Here is a 15,003-nt window from a genome sequence, read left to right on the forward strand (position 1 = left end):
CGGCTAGGCCGGTCGCGGCGTGGGTCATACCGAACGGATCCGCTTATTGAACCTGTCCGTGGCAGTGTTTGTATTTCTTGCCGGAGCCACAGGGGCAAGGCTCGTTGCGCCCGATCTTCTGCTCGGTGCGCACAGGTGCTGCGGCTGTGGCCACGCCGCCCTCGGCTTCGGGCTCCTCGGGCTGTTCCAGCGCCGACACTTCGGCATGTTGGAACTGCATACGTCGCGCCAGTTCCTCGGCTTCGCGGCGCAGACGCTGCTCTTCTTCGACCGGATCTTCGCGGCGGACCTGAACATGGGAAAGAACGCGGATGCTGTCACGCTTGATCGATTCGAGCAGGTCCTGAAACAGCGCGAAGGACTCACGCTTGTATTCCTGCTTGGGATTCTTTTGCGCATAACCGCGAAGATGGATGCCGTGACGCAGATGGTCCATCGTCGACAAATGGTCTTTCCACAAATCGTCAAGCACGCGCAGTACGATTTGTTTCTCGAAGGTGCGCAGCGCCTCGGCGCCAGCCAATTCTTCCTTCTCGTTGTAGGCGGCGATCAATGCCTCGAGGATGCGCTCTCGCAGGGTCTCCTCGTACAGTTTCTCGTCTTCGTCGAGCCACTGCTGGACTGGCAGGCGCGTGCCGAAATCGCTGTACAGCACCGATTCCAGACCGGCGATGTCCCACTGTTCCGGCAGCGACTGCGGCGGGATGTGCTGGTTGATCGCATAATCCAGCGCCTCGCGGCGGAACTCGCTGATCGTCTCGCCAATTTCATCGGCCGCCAGCAGGCTGTTACGCATGTGATAAATGACTTTGCGCTGCTCGTTGGCGACATCGTCGTACTCGAGCAGCTGTTTACGCATGTCGAAGTTGCGCCCTTCGACCTTGCGCTGCGCCTTTTCGATGGCATTGGTGACCATCCGATGCTCGATGGCCTCGCCGGACTCCATGCCCAGCGCCTTCATGAAATTCTTCACCCGGTCCGAGGCGAAGATGCGCATCAGACTGTCTTCCAGCGACAGGTAAAAACGGCTCGAACCGGCGTCGCCCTGACGACCGGCGCGGCCACGCAACTGGTTATCGATCCGACGCGATTCGTGACGTTCAGACGCGATCACATGCAGGCCGCCAGCCTCGAGCACCGCCTGGTGGCGTTTCTGCCAATCGGCCTTGATCTGCGCGACTTGCTCGTCGGATGGGTTTTCGAGCGCCGCGACTTCGACTTCCCAGTTCCCGCCAAGAAGAATATCGGTACCGCGGCCGGCCATGTTGGTGGCAATGGTTACCGCACCGGGGCGCCCGGCCTGGGCAATGATTTCGGCTTCCTTGTCGTGGTGTTTGGCGTTGAGCACCTTGTGCTCGATGCCTTCTTTCTGCAGCAGCTGCGACACATACTCCGAACTTTCGATCGTTGCAGTGCCGACCAGCACCGGACGACCGTTGTTCTGGCAGTCCTTGATGTCGGCGATGATCGCGGCGAACTTTTCTTCCTGGGTCAGATAGACCAGGTCGTTGTAATCCTTGCGCGCCAGCGGCTTGTTGGTCGGAATGACCATGACCGGCAGGTTGTATATCTGCATGAACTCGAACGCTTCGGTATCGGCGGTGCCGGTCATACCGGAAAGCTTCTTGTACAGACGGAAGTAGTTTTGGAAGGTAGTCGACGCCAGGGTCTGGCTTTCCGGCTGGATCGGCAGGCCTTCCTTTGCTTCGATGGCCTGGTGCAAGCCCTCGGAAAGGCGTCGACCCGGCATGGTGCGACCGGTATGTTCATCGATCAGCAGAACCTGGTTGTTCTGCACGATGTACTCGACGTTGCGATGGAACAGCTTGTGCGCGCGCAGGCTGGAGTACACGTGGGTCAACAGGCCGAGGTTGTGCGCCGAGTAAAGACTTTCACCCTCCGCCAGCAACCCGGCCTTGGTCAGCATTTCCTCGACGAACTGGTGACCGGCCTCGTTCAGCTCGACCTGACGGGTCTTCTCGTCGATGGTGAAATGCCCTTCCTGGGTGACGACACCCTCTTCTTCCTCGATATGTTGCTTGAGTAATGGAATCAGCTGATTGATCTGCTGATAGAGCTTGGAGCTGTCTTCGGCCTGACCGGAAATGATTAGCGGCGTACGGGCTTCGTCGATAAGGATAGAATCCACCTCATCGATCACCGCGAAATTGAGCTCGCGCTGGTTCTTCTCACCGAGACTGAACGCCATGTTGTCGCGCAGGTAATCGAAGCCGAACTCGTTGTTGGTTCCGTAGGTGATGTCGGCGGCATAGGCGGCGCGCTTCTCTTCCGGCGGCTGGAACGGCGTGACGATACCCACCGTAAGACCGAGGAATTCATACAGCGGACGCATCCAGTTGGCGTCTCGGCGCGCCAGATAGTCGTTCACCGTCACCACATGAACGCCCTTTTCCGCGAGAGCGTTGAGATAAACCGCCAGGGTCGCCACCAGGGTCTTGCCTTCGCCGGTTCGCATCTCGGCGATCTTGCCCTCGTGCAGCGTCATACCGCCGATCAGCTGTACGTCGAAGTGCCGCATACCCATTACACGCTTGCCGGCCTCGCGGCAGACAGCGAAGGCTTCGGGGAGAATCTGGTCGAGGGTCTCGCCTTGGCCGAGGCGGGCCTTGAACTCTTCAGTCTTGCTCCGCAACTGTTCGTCGGAGAGAGACAGCATCTGCTCTTCGAGCGCATTGACGGCCTGTACCGCCTTGAGCATGCGCTTGACCTCGCGGTCATTCTTGCTACCAAAGAGCTTCTTCATTAAAGGCGCAAACATATCGACAAAGACTTCCATGCTGGGGATGGAGGCACGGCCGCAGGGCCACTACGGCTGCGTGCAAAGGGGGCATTCTACTCGGAAAAGCCATGGAGGAAAGGTGCCTGCTACGCAGCTATGACAGCCAGCGGCGTCAAAAACCTGCCGACCCGGCGGTCACACGCGAGACCGACACGGGCCATCTGCCAGTATCGATCGACATAATCGTAAATTCCCAGCTACCGCTCGGTTGCCTACCAGGTATAGCGGGAGAATCGCCAGATCAGGGCCACTCCTGGCTTCTGCTAACATGACCGTTCCTTTTTCAGCCCAGGGTTACTGCCATGTCGTTGCGCCCCCTGCCAGCCAAAGCACCCGCTTCGCTGTTGCGCGAGGCAAAACCGCTGAAAGCCCTGTTCGGCGAGGCACGACGGCTCGATAAACTGCAGCAGCTAGTCGAAAGCCAACTGCAGCCGGCGGCCCGCGAGTATTGCCGCGTCGCCTCATGGCGCGATGGCACTCTGCTGCTCATCGTCACGGATGGCCATTGGGCGACACGTCTGCGCTATCAGCAACGACGTTTACAGCGGCAATTGCAAGGCATGGAAGAATTCAGAGCCCTGAGCCGAATTCAGTTCAAGGTCCAGCCTCCTGAGACGCCCCGGCACAAGCCCGGCCCAGCGCCTGAGCTGTCGGCCCGCGCAGCGGACAACATCCAGGAAACCGCTCGCGGCATCACGGACCCTAAACTCAAAGCCGCGCTCGAGCGGCTCGCTAGCCACGCCCGCCCGGTCGCGGAAGAGTGACCAGCCAAGAGCGGGTGCGGCAGCGGCGTGGATGGTCGGAAGTCACCATTCGCCTGAACCAACGTTAGGATCTTTTGCAGCCCACCGAGATAGAGGTGTATCGATGCCTACCCATTCGCACGGCCACTCACCATGCTGATCGGCGCCCTCTTGATCGCCACCTGGGTGATATTGCTGATTCGCTATCCCCTTCGAGCGGTTCCGATTTCTCTGGGCGCTTTGCTCGGCCTGGGTTTGGTTGCCGCGTGGGTGGTCTGGCAAGAACGACGTGAAGAGCACCTGCTCGCTCAGCTCGAATTGCGACTGACATACGATCCCGCCGCTTGTCCGCCCGGGCAGCCGTTGCGTGTCACCCTCGACAATCACAGCTCGAGCCCGCTGCAAAGCCTGCGCTGGGAAGTCGCCGCCTATTCGCCTGGCTCCAGTCTGAACCTGGTGACTTCGGACTACGATGCGCCGCGGTACCGTGGTCCAGGTGACCTGCAGCCCAATCAGCGCTGGGAATCCTGCGCTCCCGTCCCCCCGCTACGTGCGGGTTACCGCAGCAGTGCACTTGAGTTTCAAGCCGAGCGGCTACAAGGCAGCTTTGCCGACTGAGATGGCCATCTGACATGCGGTTGCTTTCCATTCTGCGCCAGGCAGCTTATGCTGTACAAACAACCAGTATTCATTCAATTGAGCCGAGGTGGTAGATGGCCGTCGAAGTGGTGTACCGCAGCAGCCGGGACCTGGAGCGTTTGTTCATGGATAAAGCCGAAGCCGATCGTCACGACAAGATGCTGGAATTGGCCGAAGCCTTGGCGGCAGCGCTGCATAAGGCATCACCGTCGCTAAGCGAACAGCAAGCCGATGACATTGGCATATTCATGGCCAGGCATCGGGATCTGTTTGCCAAGGCATTCAAAAACAACCCCGACGCCTTGACAGAGCTACCGGCGTCGGGCGACGCGCCTTGATGAGGCGGCTACCGTTCTGTGAAAGCCCGACTGGGTCCTGCTTCGTTTTGCCGCAGGGAACATGCCCAGCGGGCGAAACTAGTTAATCCATACTCGGTCCACTGGGTGCAGTCATCCAATCAGGTAACCGGCAATGGACAGTCCTTTCAAGAAAATCAGCGATGTATTCCAGCCAGAGTACAACGTCAATTTCAGCATCGAAAAGCCTGATGGCAGCATTCTGCTGACGTTGACCGACGCAGCAGGTGTGGCGGTCAAACGCTTCATCAGCTCCAGTCAATGGAGAGACCAGCAACAGCTGGAGCGGCTGATCACCAGCCTGCAGTTCAGTCTCGCAATCGAGCGCGGCGAACAAGCCAGCACCTATCGACTGACCAAGCATTCGCATTCTGCCGTTCAGTAATTAATCAGTCTGATTGCTTGCAGGCTGCTGCAACCCAGCGTGACCCTTCCTGACGAAAACAAGAATATCTATCCTCCACGCCGCCTGTGCAGTGTGTCCTGCACCTTGCGCGGCCTCGCAGCGACGATCCGTTTGGCTGACCAGTAGAGCGGCTCAGAGCCAGGCCAGTGCCTTGGCCCGAGCCACTGCTTGCGTACGCCGGGCGACGCCCAGCTTGGTATTGATACGCCGTGCATGGGTTTTGACTGTATGCAGCGAGATGAAGAGCTGCTCGGCGATTTCCTGGTTCGAGCAACCCTGAGCGATCAGCCGCAGCACCGTAAGTTCGCGATTGCTCAGGATCACCTCGTCGCCCGGGGCGATTGCCTCTTCAGGCTCGCGCTCGAATTGCTGCAGTCGATCACGCAGAGTTTCGCCCTTGCCGGCAGGCAGTATTTTGGCAAGCCACTGGGGCTGACGATGCTGCAATTCATACAGAGGCTTGATCAGATGCTGCCTTGCCGCCTCACCAAGCGCCTTGCGTAATTCCAGCTCAGCTTCGTCATGCCGACCGTCCAACTGCAGTGCTTCTGCCAGCGTGAATCGGCACTCACAGGCCAATCCCAGGCGCTGAACACGAAGATTCTGTTCGATTAATTCCTGCAGCGTATCGATCGCCAACGAAAAGCGTCCCGAGAGCAGATCGATTACAGCCAGGTAGCGCTGAACCCTCGGCAGCAACTCGTAGAACCCGGAAGGCGCGATATACGTATGTCCCCCGTAGAGCTCCAATACCTGAATGAATACGGACCGGGCCTTTTTCAGCTGGCCCTGATGCAGCCAGGTCAGCCCTGTTATCAGAGGTAAGATGCCGCGGAAACGCGCCTCTGGCACATGCCGCCATTGGGTCAATCGCTCAGCTTCACGCAACCAGTGATAAGCCGTTGGGAATTCCTGATTACGGGCAGCGAGTTCCGCCAGTCCGGCGTAACCGAAGAACACATAGGAATCGCCACAGGTCTCCGTCTCGATTCGCCCCTGCTGATACGCCTCGCGGGCCAGGTCATCGAGTCCCTGATAAGCCAGCAGATGACCCTGTAACAGTTTCAACCGGCCGATGATCGGGCTATGCCTGACACTGTCGCGCAATACCATCAGCGACTCTTCGAGAACCCCAACAGCCCGCTCGAACTCACCGGTAAGCTCTAGCAGCTGGATTCGATCGACGTTCAGCATCGCCTCGTAAAGCACACTGCCCTTGAGCCGCGCCAGTTTCATGCCTTCGCTGTTGTACTGCTGCGCCAATTCGAGCTGGCCCTCGGCCATGGCCTGCTGGGACAACGCCTGATAACACAGCACTCGCTGTGCCCATGCATGATCGGACAGGACTTCCAGCGCTTGGAGGCAATAGTTTCTGGCCTCCGGCTCGCCACGCAATCTTGCGAGAAACCCACGCAAGGCCTGCCACTGAGCCAGCAGCTGCGCCTGGCGTCGGGCGTCAGGCTGGGGGAAGAACTTCGCCAGATCGGCCAGGCAATCATCCACTTCATCGAGTCGGGCAGAAATGATCAGCGCCCAGCCGTGCAGCACGATCAACCGAGTCGTGCTGTTGAATAAATCCTGTGGCAGCTCGCTACGCCACTTCATGAAATGCGAGACGTTATCGCCGATGAGTAATTGTTCTTGCCCGTAGCGTTGCAGGAAGTTGGCGGCGACCTCCGGCTGCCCTGCCCATAACGCATGCTCCACCGCTTCGCGCATTTCGCCGCGGTTGGCAAACCACTGGCAGGCGCGCAGATGGGTTTGCGTTGGCGATATCGCTTCGGGCATTCGCTGCAACATCAGCGCTAATGGCTTCCACAAACGGAACCATTCGCCGCAATTGTCGATTTGGCGAATGAATAACTGAAATGTTTTCAGCACATCGAGTAAGTCGTTTCCAATACCGTCGAGCACGTGCTCGCATAGCTGCGGGGAAAAACGCGGCATGCGCGCCAGCGCGAACAGCGCGCGGCGAACATCCTCACTTTGCCCTTCAAGCACCTCTCGCTGGACGTAATCACGCAGCAATGGCGTACCCGCTACCAACCGTTCACGCACCGCCTGTTCATTGGCATTGAGCAGCACCAGGCTGACGCCGGCCAGCCATCCCTCACTGCCGGCCAAAAGCTGCTTGAAGGTGTCCTCCGCCAAATCGAGTCGGTGTGCTTTTAGTAGCTGCCTAAGCTCACCGGCAGTCAAAGCCAACGCCTCGGCCTCTACCTCGATCAGGTCGCCTTGAAGCAACAGCCTGGGCAACTTCCATGCAGGTTGCCGGCGGCTGCTTACCCACCAGCTGACAGACTCCGGGCCTCTTTCGAGAAGCTGGTCGAGGCAGGCATCGAACTGCGCAGTTGCCTCTCGTGGATAGTCATCCAGCATGATCCATAGCGGCTGCTGAAAGTTATCCAGCAGATCGACGAGATCCTGCTGCACGTCCCCACTCGCCACAGTCGAGCTATTCAACACACGACTGAGCTGAGCGTAGAGCGCTTGGGCAGAACACGGGCGGCCGCCGAGATCGAGCCAGACAAGATGGGTATCAGCAGGCACCAGCCGAGCGCACTCGTTCATCAGTACGCTTTTGCCGAAGCCAGCCGGCGCGCATATCAAACGCAGACGACAACGGGCGTCGAGCAGCGTCTCGGTCAGCCTCGGCCTGGGAATGTGTAAAGGAGGAAGACGTGGAATGGTCGCAACTTGAACCTGCGCGGCGGCTTCTGTGCTGAGTGCACCAGGGTTGAAGCGTACGGACATAGCGAGGTTTCTCTTTTTCGTATCAGTCCATTGAGGAACGCGATGAGCGCGGCCAACAGGTCCTGCTCCGGGACCCGCCTAACTTGAACCGTATCGGTGCGCTTATGCGGTCACAACCTGCACGATTACGCCGCTTTTGTCGACTCGCGTAAACGCTCAGCTGCTCGCCCCCCGATACTCCCGGCCCTGCTAATGGCTAAAAAGTATCATCCTCCGCCTCGAGAGAAAAAAAAAGGCGGCCAACTGGCCGCCTTATTCATCGACTGGATGCTATGTAATCAGCGCACCCCGGCATTACGCAGCGCGGCGGGAGTGAAATCCCGAGCCGACGCCTTGTAGCCGAACTCATGCGCTTTTTCTTCGTTGCTCATGCCAATCGCAATATAGCGACCGGAGATTACGTCGTAGAGCGCTTCGAAGGCGTAGGCCGGAACCTTGTGCTGGTAGTACTGCAACAGGTGCGCCTCGCCAACGCGCCAAAGCTGCCCGCGACCATCGTAAAGCTCGGACTCCGCGATCTGCCAGGTGTCCTCGTCCACGAAGAAACGGCGCTTGGCGTAAATGTTACGTTCACCATCCTTGAGGTTGGCTTCGATTTCCCATACACGGTGCAGCTCGTAACGGGCCAGGTCCTGGTTGACGTGACCAGCCTTGAGGATGTCGCTGTATTTCACGTCACTGGAGTTGATGTCGAAGCTGTTGTACGGGATGTACAGCTCTTTCTTGCCGACCAGTTTCCAGTCGTAACGGTCCGGGGCACCGCTGAACATATCGAAGTTATCGGTAGTCCGCATACCGTCGGCGGCGGTACCTGGACCGTCATAGGCGACCTGCGGAGCACGACGTACACGACGCTGACCGGCGTTGTAAATCCAGGCCTGGCGTGGGTCTTTCACCTGATCCAGCGAATCATGCACCAGCAGAACGTTACCCGCGAGGCGCGATGGAGCGGTTACCCGCTGCTTGAAGAACAGCAACGCGTTCTTGGCGCGTTCAGGATCCAGGTCCGTCATATCGCTCGGGAACGCCACTTCATCCTCGAAGTGCACCAGGGTGTAGCTGCCATTGGTTTGCGGAGTAGCCTGCACGATATTGCGGCGTACGTTTCCGCCACGATAACGGGTGATGTGGTTCCAGACGACCTCTAGACCATTTTTCGGAATCGGGAACGCGTAATAGCGACTGTCGGCGAAATTGTCGACGCCGTTACCGCCACCGACCAGTTCGGTATTCAATGCGCTTTTCTTCGCGGCCTCGTAGATCCGATCCGGCACGGCAGCGCTGCGATGGGTCGGGAATACGCGCATCTTGTAGGTTTCTGGGTAACGCTTGAACATGGCCTGCTGGCCGGCAGTCAGCTTGTCCTTGTACTGGTCGGCGTTCTGCGCGGTGATGACGAACTCAGGCTTTTCGCTCTTGAAGGGATTGGTCAGATGGCCGTTGTCCAGCGGTGCGGCATCTGTAGCCAGACCACCGGTCCACTCCGGAATGGTTCCGTCGGCATTGCCCGCTTTCTCAGCACCGAGCGGGGTCAATGACGTGCCGAGCTTTGCGGCTTCCTCTGGGGATACGGCGGCCATCACGCTGCTGGCGAGCAGCGAGAGAGCCAAGACACTGAATAGTTTTCTTGTTGTTTTCATACGATTCCAGTTCCTCTTGATCTTGTTTTGGCCGGAGGCCTTGCTCGAAGCTTGCCGCGACGGACGCCTACCAAACGCTCCGTGCGGCAACAATTGAAGCGGCCTCCTTAGAAGTTCACGCCTACGCTCAGTGCGAGGAAGTCACGATCGACCAGGGTGTTGTAATCGCCCCCGAAGAAGTCGGTATACGACAAGCTGGCGGTGTAGCTGTTCTGATAGACGGCGTCGACGCCAACGCTTACAGCCTTGGAGCCCTCGTTGAACAAGCCGTTCGGGCCGTAACCATGAACGTCGTGGGAGAAGGAGACGTTCGGGGTAAGGTTCACGCCCGCGAACACGTTGCTGTAATCAGCCAGGGCGCGGAGGCGATAGCCCCAGGAGTCGGAAGTTACGAAACCATCGTTGCCATATTCCGGCGTATCGAGGCCGTAGATGGAATCACGCCCATAGCGAAGCTCGCTTTTGCTCTCCAGGCCACCAACGTGAGCGTAACCAATTTCCCCTACGACAGTGACACGGCCAGCACCAAGCACCTGATCGAAGAAATGCGTAAAGGTCGTCTGAATTTGAGTGACTTCCTTACGGTTATAGCCACGGTGTTCGGCGCCCGCCTGGCCAATTGCCCCGGCAACATCCCCAGCTCCAATGGATGCGCCAATGCCGGTAGCAAGCAGCCCGGTGGTATAAGTGGAGTTGAGGGCAACCGGAAGATTTGGACGATAGCTGATCTCGCCCGCCCAGGCGGTACCGGTAGGTAGAGTCGAAGCGAAGCTCGCACCGTACAGCCGAATATCTTCGGGATACTCAAGGAAGTACTCGCCATTACTTAGCAGAGCGGGAGAGGCCAGCGCACTAAACGCGGCGCCGGATGGTAATGGGCCGCCTGGCGACGGAGTGCCCAGCAATCCCAACAGCGCTCCAATCTCGGCGGCAGACGCGTTCTTGTACCCCACTGTTGGGGTGCGGCTGTGGTAGTTCATAAAATACAAACCATACTCGGCCGCATCGGCCAGCCAGCGAAAGGCCAAACCGTACTGACCCGAGTCGCGAGCATCCCTGTCTCCGCCGCGCGGGACAGTAACGCCCTCTGGACCGATGTTGATGCCTAGATCGTCCAGGCCAGCGTAATAATCCGCACCAATCAGCGCGTTTAGTTGCTCAATTGTAGCGCCAGCTCCGAGAATCCCGTCACGCTGAGCGGCTGAAAGTACGGTGTAATTATCATCGCAGCCATCGGCTGCTACGTCGTTGCTGGCGAAAAACGTACCGCAGTTATCGATGATGGTCTGGTCCCACTCCAGCTGATAGAACGCCTCCATGCTGAGCCGGTCACTCAGACTTTGGGATACGTAGAGCATGTTTACCGGAATCAGCCCTTCCTTGATTTCAGCACCAGGACGACGGAACGCTGCCGCATCGAGCGGGTTGATCGAATTGATCGAATTGCCGATAAAAGTGCTTTCACCCCAGCTGACAACTTGCTTACCAAGCCGGACAGTACCGGGCAGGTCGCCTAAATAATAATTGTGATAAAAAAAGGCATCGAGAATTTGGGCGCCAGAGGATTGCGCAGCCTCCTTACGATTGCTGTCGCTAATATCCTTGAACAGACGATTTTCGTCTTTCAACTCGAAGTCATACCAGTATTTTCCACGAATAAAAAAGCCGCTATCGCGATAACGCAGCTCCAAGTCGTGAATGCCTTTGAATATTTTGGAAAAGGTCTCGCCTTTTTTGAAGTTAAGACGTCCATCATCGCCGGTCTGCGTATAGCCGGTTCCACCGTTGCCATTGCCCACCAGATCCATATCTCGATCAGTCGTTGACCAGCTGGCGCCGATCGACATGGACGAGTCGAACTGGCCTTCGATTTCCCCAATATTGAAATTGACAGCATAAGCCGGTGAGGCGATACCCAACGCGACCGCGAGGGCCAGAGTTTTGGGCTGGAAGATTCCTTGCCTTGTTGTTTTTGTCATGAGGCGCTCCTGGTTGGTTCGAAGTACGCTCACCCTAACCACACGGCCGCATAGGGTTAAGCGCACTAAGGTTTGATTTGTTTTGTAATCCTTAAGTATGAATAGCCTTCCCGCTATTGGCTTGCAACGGTGCCTTGCGCTATTGGAAACGCCACTCGCAGCGAAGCTATCCGAGAGCTTAGCCGCAAGCGGAATTGGCGCAACCCTCGAAATAGAGCAGCTGCGACGCCAATTACGATAAAACCGGCGGAACCGTGCCGAATAGGCCACTGACTTACCGAGCCAACGCGTCGCGCATGGTTTCCAGCCGTCTCCGGCCGCGACGACAGGTAAAACTTGCCGATGCACCGGAGCGTTACCGAAGCGCAGCGTTGAGACGAAACGAAACAGTAGAGAGGAGCAGGCTGAAGCCGGGCATCAGGTGAGACCTGCCAAACAACAGCACGACAAACGAAGGAAAGAGCGGGATGAGAGCCGCCGCCTCGCTGGGAGACATCTCAATCGAGCCAGGAGCGCTGCGGCGCGATAGCCACCCGCCGGCCGTCGCGCTCAGGGCCGAACGACGTGCGCCCCATTAAGACCCATTAAGGATAGATGCTGGGGCTCCGCCTTACAGGCCTTTAACGGCGTAGATACCGGGGGCGTTGCGCCAGTAACCCTTGTAATCCATGCCGTAACCGAACACGTAGCGATCGACACAGCTGAGCCCGACGTAGTCGGCCTTCAGGTCTGGGCGAGCCTTACGCTGGTGATCTTTGTCGACCAATACCGCCGTATGCACGGCAGCAGCTCCGGCATGGCGGCAGAAATCGATGATGGCACCGAGCGTATGCCCTTCATCCAGAATGTCATCGATGATCAACACGTCGCGGTCAATGAAGGAAACCTCCGGCTTGGCCTTCCAGAACAATTCTCCACCGCTCGTCTCGTTGCGATAACGCGTCGCATGCAGATAGGACAGTTCCAGCGGGAAGTTCAGTTTGGGAACCAGTTTGCCGGAGAAGATCAGCCCGCCATTCATCACGCAGAACACCACGGGATTGCGCTCGGCCAGCTCACTATTGATCGTTGCGGCCATCGCATCGATCGCCGCTTCAACCTCGGCTTCAGGATATAGACAATCGGCTTCGGCCATGATCTGGCGGATGTGTGCAAGATCGACGGACATGACGATGCTCCAAGACAGTTTGGGAAGGAAGCAGCTCGGTCAGCCGCCCAACAAAATAAAGGGCGCGACGATACCGATGCCGCCATGGACAGGGCAAGTCCCGCTTGACTCATTAATAGCCGCTTACACCCCGATGCATTAATCTACGCCGGTTTATTCGACCGCCGGAGCCGCCCATGACCATTCGAGAGATCCGCCATCCGCTCATTCGCCACAAACTTGGATTGATGCGCCGCGCAGATATCAGCACCAAGAACTTCCGCGAACTGGCGCAAGAGGTCGGCTCGATCCTTACGTACGAAGCGACTCGCGATCTACCGCTGGAGAATTACAGCATCGACGGCTGGTGTGGCCCGGTCCAGGTCGAAAAGATTTCCGGCAAGAAGATCACCGTCGTACCGATCCTGCGTGCAGGTATCGGCATGCTCGATGGGGTGCTCAGCTTGATTCCCGGAGCGAAGGTCAGCGCGGTAGGCATCGCACGCAACGAGGAGACCTTACAGGCCCATACCTATCTGGAACGCCTGGTGGACGATCTTGATCAGCGACTGGCGATGATCATTGATCCGATGCTGGCAACGGGCGGATCCATGGTCGCCGCGATCGATATGCTGAAAAAGGCCGGGTGCAAGGAAATTCGCGCACTGGTACTGGTCGCGGCCCCCGAAGGTATCGCGGCTGTCGAGAAAGCACACCCGGATGTCATCATTTATACCGCATCGATTGATGATCGCCTGGACGAAAACGGCTACATCATGCCCGGCCTGGGCGACGCGGGAGACAAGATCTTCGGCACCAAGCAGAAGGACATCTGAGCATGCCGCAACCCATGGAAGAGTCGCTCGGACGCCAGGTGCTGGCCGGTGCGCAGATGCTGTTCGTGGCCTTCGGCGCCCTGGTGCTGATGCCGCTGATCACCGGCATGGATCCCAACGTCGCCTTGTTTACGGCCGGTATCGGCACCCTCCTGTTCCAACTGGTCACCAAGCGTCAGGTACCGGTTTTCCTCGCTTCGAGTTTCGCCTTCATCGCCCCGATCATCGCCGCCAAGGGCGACTTCGGTCTGCCTGCGGTGCTCGGCGGCGTGGTAGCGGCGGGTGTCGTCTACATGGTGCTCGGCTTCGCGGTCCGTCTCAAGGGGCCCGGGTTCATCGACCGGCTGCTGCCACCGGTTGTAATTGCACCGGTGATCATTTCTATCGGCCTCGCCCTGTCGCCTGTCGCGGTGAACATGGCGATGGGTAAGGCCGGCGACGGCAGCGCCCAACTGGTGCCGTACGAAACGGCGATGATGATCTCGATGCCCGCCTTGCTGACCACGCTGCTCGTGGCCGTCCTCGGCAAAGGATTGTTCCGGCTGGTGCCGATCCTGGCAGGCGTCGCGGTGGGTTATGGGCTGTCGTTCGCCTTCGGCGTGGTGGATACAGCCGGTATCGCCTCGGCGCCCTGGTTGGCCGTACCGAACTTCGTCACACCGGAGTTTCACTGGGGTGCGATCCTGTTCATGGTACCGGTCGCGTTGGCCCCGGCGATCGAGCATATCGGCGGCGTCGTGGCAATCGGTGGCGTCACCGGCAGCAACTTCATCAAGAAGCCCGGCCTGCATCGCACCCTGCTGGGCGATGGTCTGGCAACGTCGGCTGCGGGCCTCTTCGGCGGTCCGCCCAACACTACCTACGCCGAGGTGACCGGCGCGGTCATGCTGACCAAGAACTACAACCCGAAAATCATGACCTGGGCAGCGATCTTTGCCATCGTGCTGGCGTTCATCGGCAAATTCGGCGCGGGACTGTTGAGCATCCCGGTGCCGGTGATGGGTGGCATTCTCTGCCTGCTGTTCGGCTCGATCGCCGTGGTCGGCCTAAGCACGTTGATCCGCCATCAAGTAGACCTGGCAGAAGCACGCAACCTCATCATCGTGTCGGTGACGTTGGTGTTCGGCATCGGCGGCATGGCCTTCGGGTATGGGGAATTCACCCTGTCCGGCATCTCCCTGTGCGCGATCATCGCGCTGATTCTCAACCTGGTGCTTCCAGGCGGTGAAGGCTGGAAGAATAAGCAGCTCGAAGAAAACAGCTGACGTGCCGTCCGCCAGCGCAGTTTGTGCTGGCGTTTTTCTCTGGAGGTAGATGAGCCCTTTGGAGCCAACGCGGAGCAAGGCGCGTAGACTGCCGCGATGACCTCCGCCATCCCCCACCGCCAATTGCCAGACGACAGCATCAGTTGCTCGACCTGCGCCGCCTGCTGCTGCCGGCTCGAAGTTCTGCTGTTAACCGACACCGGCGTTCCCGAACGCTTCATCGATGAGGACGACTGGGGTGGGCAAGTCATGCGCCGCCTGGATGACGGCTGGTGTGCAGCACTCGATCGGGACAGCATGCGCTGCACCATCTATACCCAACGCCCATTGATCTGTCGGGAGTTCGAGCTAGGCTCGGACGATTGCCTGGAAGAGCGCAAGGGTTCTGCGGCGGCCTATATGGACAATGACTGACGGCGGACCGCGCCGTCAGCCGTC

At 58.5% G+C, this 15,003-nt stretch carries 12 protein-coding genes; 7 read left to right on the top strand and 5 right to left on the bottom strand.

Going from position 1 to position 15,003, the window contains the following annotated elements; genetic code table 11:
* Positions 1–43: 43 nt before the first annotated feature.
* Positions 44–2,779, bottom strand: a complete 2,736-nt coding sequence (gene secA / locus ACL0K2_RS07995; protein WP_413044181.1) for a preprotein translocase subunit SecA — start codon at positions 2,777–2,779, stop codon at positions 44–46.
* 323 nt (positions 2,780–3,102) lie between these two features.
* Between secA and ACL0K2_RS08000 the strand changes: the two genes are divergently transcribed.
* From ACL0K2_RS08000 to ACL0K2_RS08015, 4 genes are all read left to right on the top strand, one after another.
* A complete protein-coding gene (locus tag ACL0K2_RS08000) occupies positions 3,103–3,564 on the top strand; it encodes a DUF721 domain-containing protein (protein WP_413044182.1) in 462 nt (153 codons plus the stop codon).
* A 132-nt stretch (positions 3,565–3,696) separates the two neighbouring features.
* Positions 3,697–4,161: a hypothetical protein gene (locus ACL0K2_RS08005; RefSeq protein WP_045163339.1), complete on the top strand. Its 465-nt coding sequence runs from the start codon at positions 3,697–3,699 to the stop codon at positions 4,159–4,161.
* Between the two features lie 95 nt (positions 4,162–4,256).
* Positions 4,257–4,520, top strand: a complete 264-nt coding sequence (locus ACL0K2_RS08010) for a YebG family protein (RefSeq protein ID WP_413044183.1) — start codon at positions 4,257–4,259, stop codon at positions 4,518–4,520.
* A 133-nt stretch (positions 4,521–4,653) separates the two neighbouring features.
* Positions 4,654–4,923: a DUF3509 domain-containing protein gene (locus tag ACL0K2_RS08015; protein ID WP_045163341.1), complete on the top strand. Its 270-nt coding sequence runs from the start codon at positions 4,654–4,656 to the stop codon at positions 4,921–4,923.
* 153 nt (positions 4,924–5,076) lie between these two features.
* Here ACL0K2_RS08015 and ACL0K2_RS08020 read toward each other — a convergent pair whose 3' ends face one another.
* The 4 genes from ACL0K2_RS08020 to ACL0K2_RS08035 all read right to left on the bottom strand — a co-directional run bounded on the left by ACL0K2_RS08020 (position 5,077) and on the right by ACL0K2_RS08035 (position 12,485).
* Positions 5,077–7,698, bottom strand: a complete 2,622-nt coding sequence (locus ACL0K2_RS08020) for a LuxR C-terminal-related transcriptional regulator (protein ID WP_413044184.1) — start codon at positions 7,696–7,698, stop codon at positions 5,077–5,079.
* Positions 7,699–7,976: 278 nt separating this feature from the next.
* On the bottom strand, positions 7,977–9,338 hold the full coding sequence (locus ACL0K2_RS08025) for a DUF1329 domain-containing protein (RefSeq protein ID WP_045163343.1): 1,362 nt from the start codon (positions 9,336–9,338) through the stop codon (positions 7,977–7,979).
* 107 nt (positions 9,339–9,445) lie between these two features.
* On the bottom strand, positions 9,446–11,317 hold the full coding sequence (locus ACL0K2_RS08030; RefSeq protein WP_045163344.1) for a DUF1302 domain-containing protein: 1,872 nt from the start codon (positions 11,315–11,317) through the stop codon (positions 9,446–9,448).
* Positions 11,318–11,927: 610 nt separating this feature from the next.
* The gene (locus ACL0K2_RS08035) at positions 11,928–12,485 is read right to left on the bottom strand and encodes a hypoxanthine-guanine phosphoribosyltransferase (RefSeq protein WP_045163345.1); all 558 of its coding nucleotides are present in this window, start codon (positions 12,483–12,485) and stop codon (positions 11,928–11,930) included.
* Between the two features lie 176 nt (positions 12,486–12,661).
* Between ACL0K2_RS08035 and upp the strand changes: the two genes are divergently transcribed.
* The 3 genes from upp (at position 12,662) to ACL0K2_RS08050 (ending at position 14,979) form a co-directional block, all read left to right on the top strand.
* Complete coding sequence (gene upp / locus ACL0K2_RS08040; protein WP_045163346.1) at positions 12,662–13,300, top strand: uracil phosphoribosyltransferase; 639 nt, start codon at positions 12,662–12,664, stop codon at positions 13,298–13,300.
* A gap of 2 nt (positions 13,301–13,302) precedes the next feature.
* Positions 13,303–14,565 (top strand): uracil-xanthine permease family protein, encoded by a 1,263-nt coding sequence (locus tag ACL0K2_RS08045; RefSeq protein WP_413044185.1) that lies wholly within the window; start codon positions 13,303–13,305, stop codon positions 14,563–14,565.
* Positions 14,566–14,661: 96 nt separating this feature from the next.
* Positions 14,662–14,979, top strand: coding sequence for a YkgJ family cysteine cluster protein (locus ACL0K2_RS08050; RefSeq protein WP_045163348.1), 318 nt, complete (start codon positions 14,662–14,664; stop codon positions 14,977–14,979).
* Positions 14,980–15,003 lie beyond the last annotated feature (24 nt).

The organism is Pseudomonas sp. YJ42, from assembly GCF_047225135.1.
Classification (GTDB): Bacteria; Pseudomonadota; Gammaproteobacteria; order Pseudomonadales; family Pseudomonadaceae; genus Stutzerimonas; species Stutzerimonas stutzeri_E.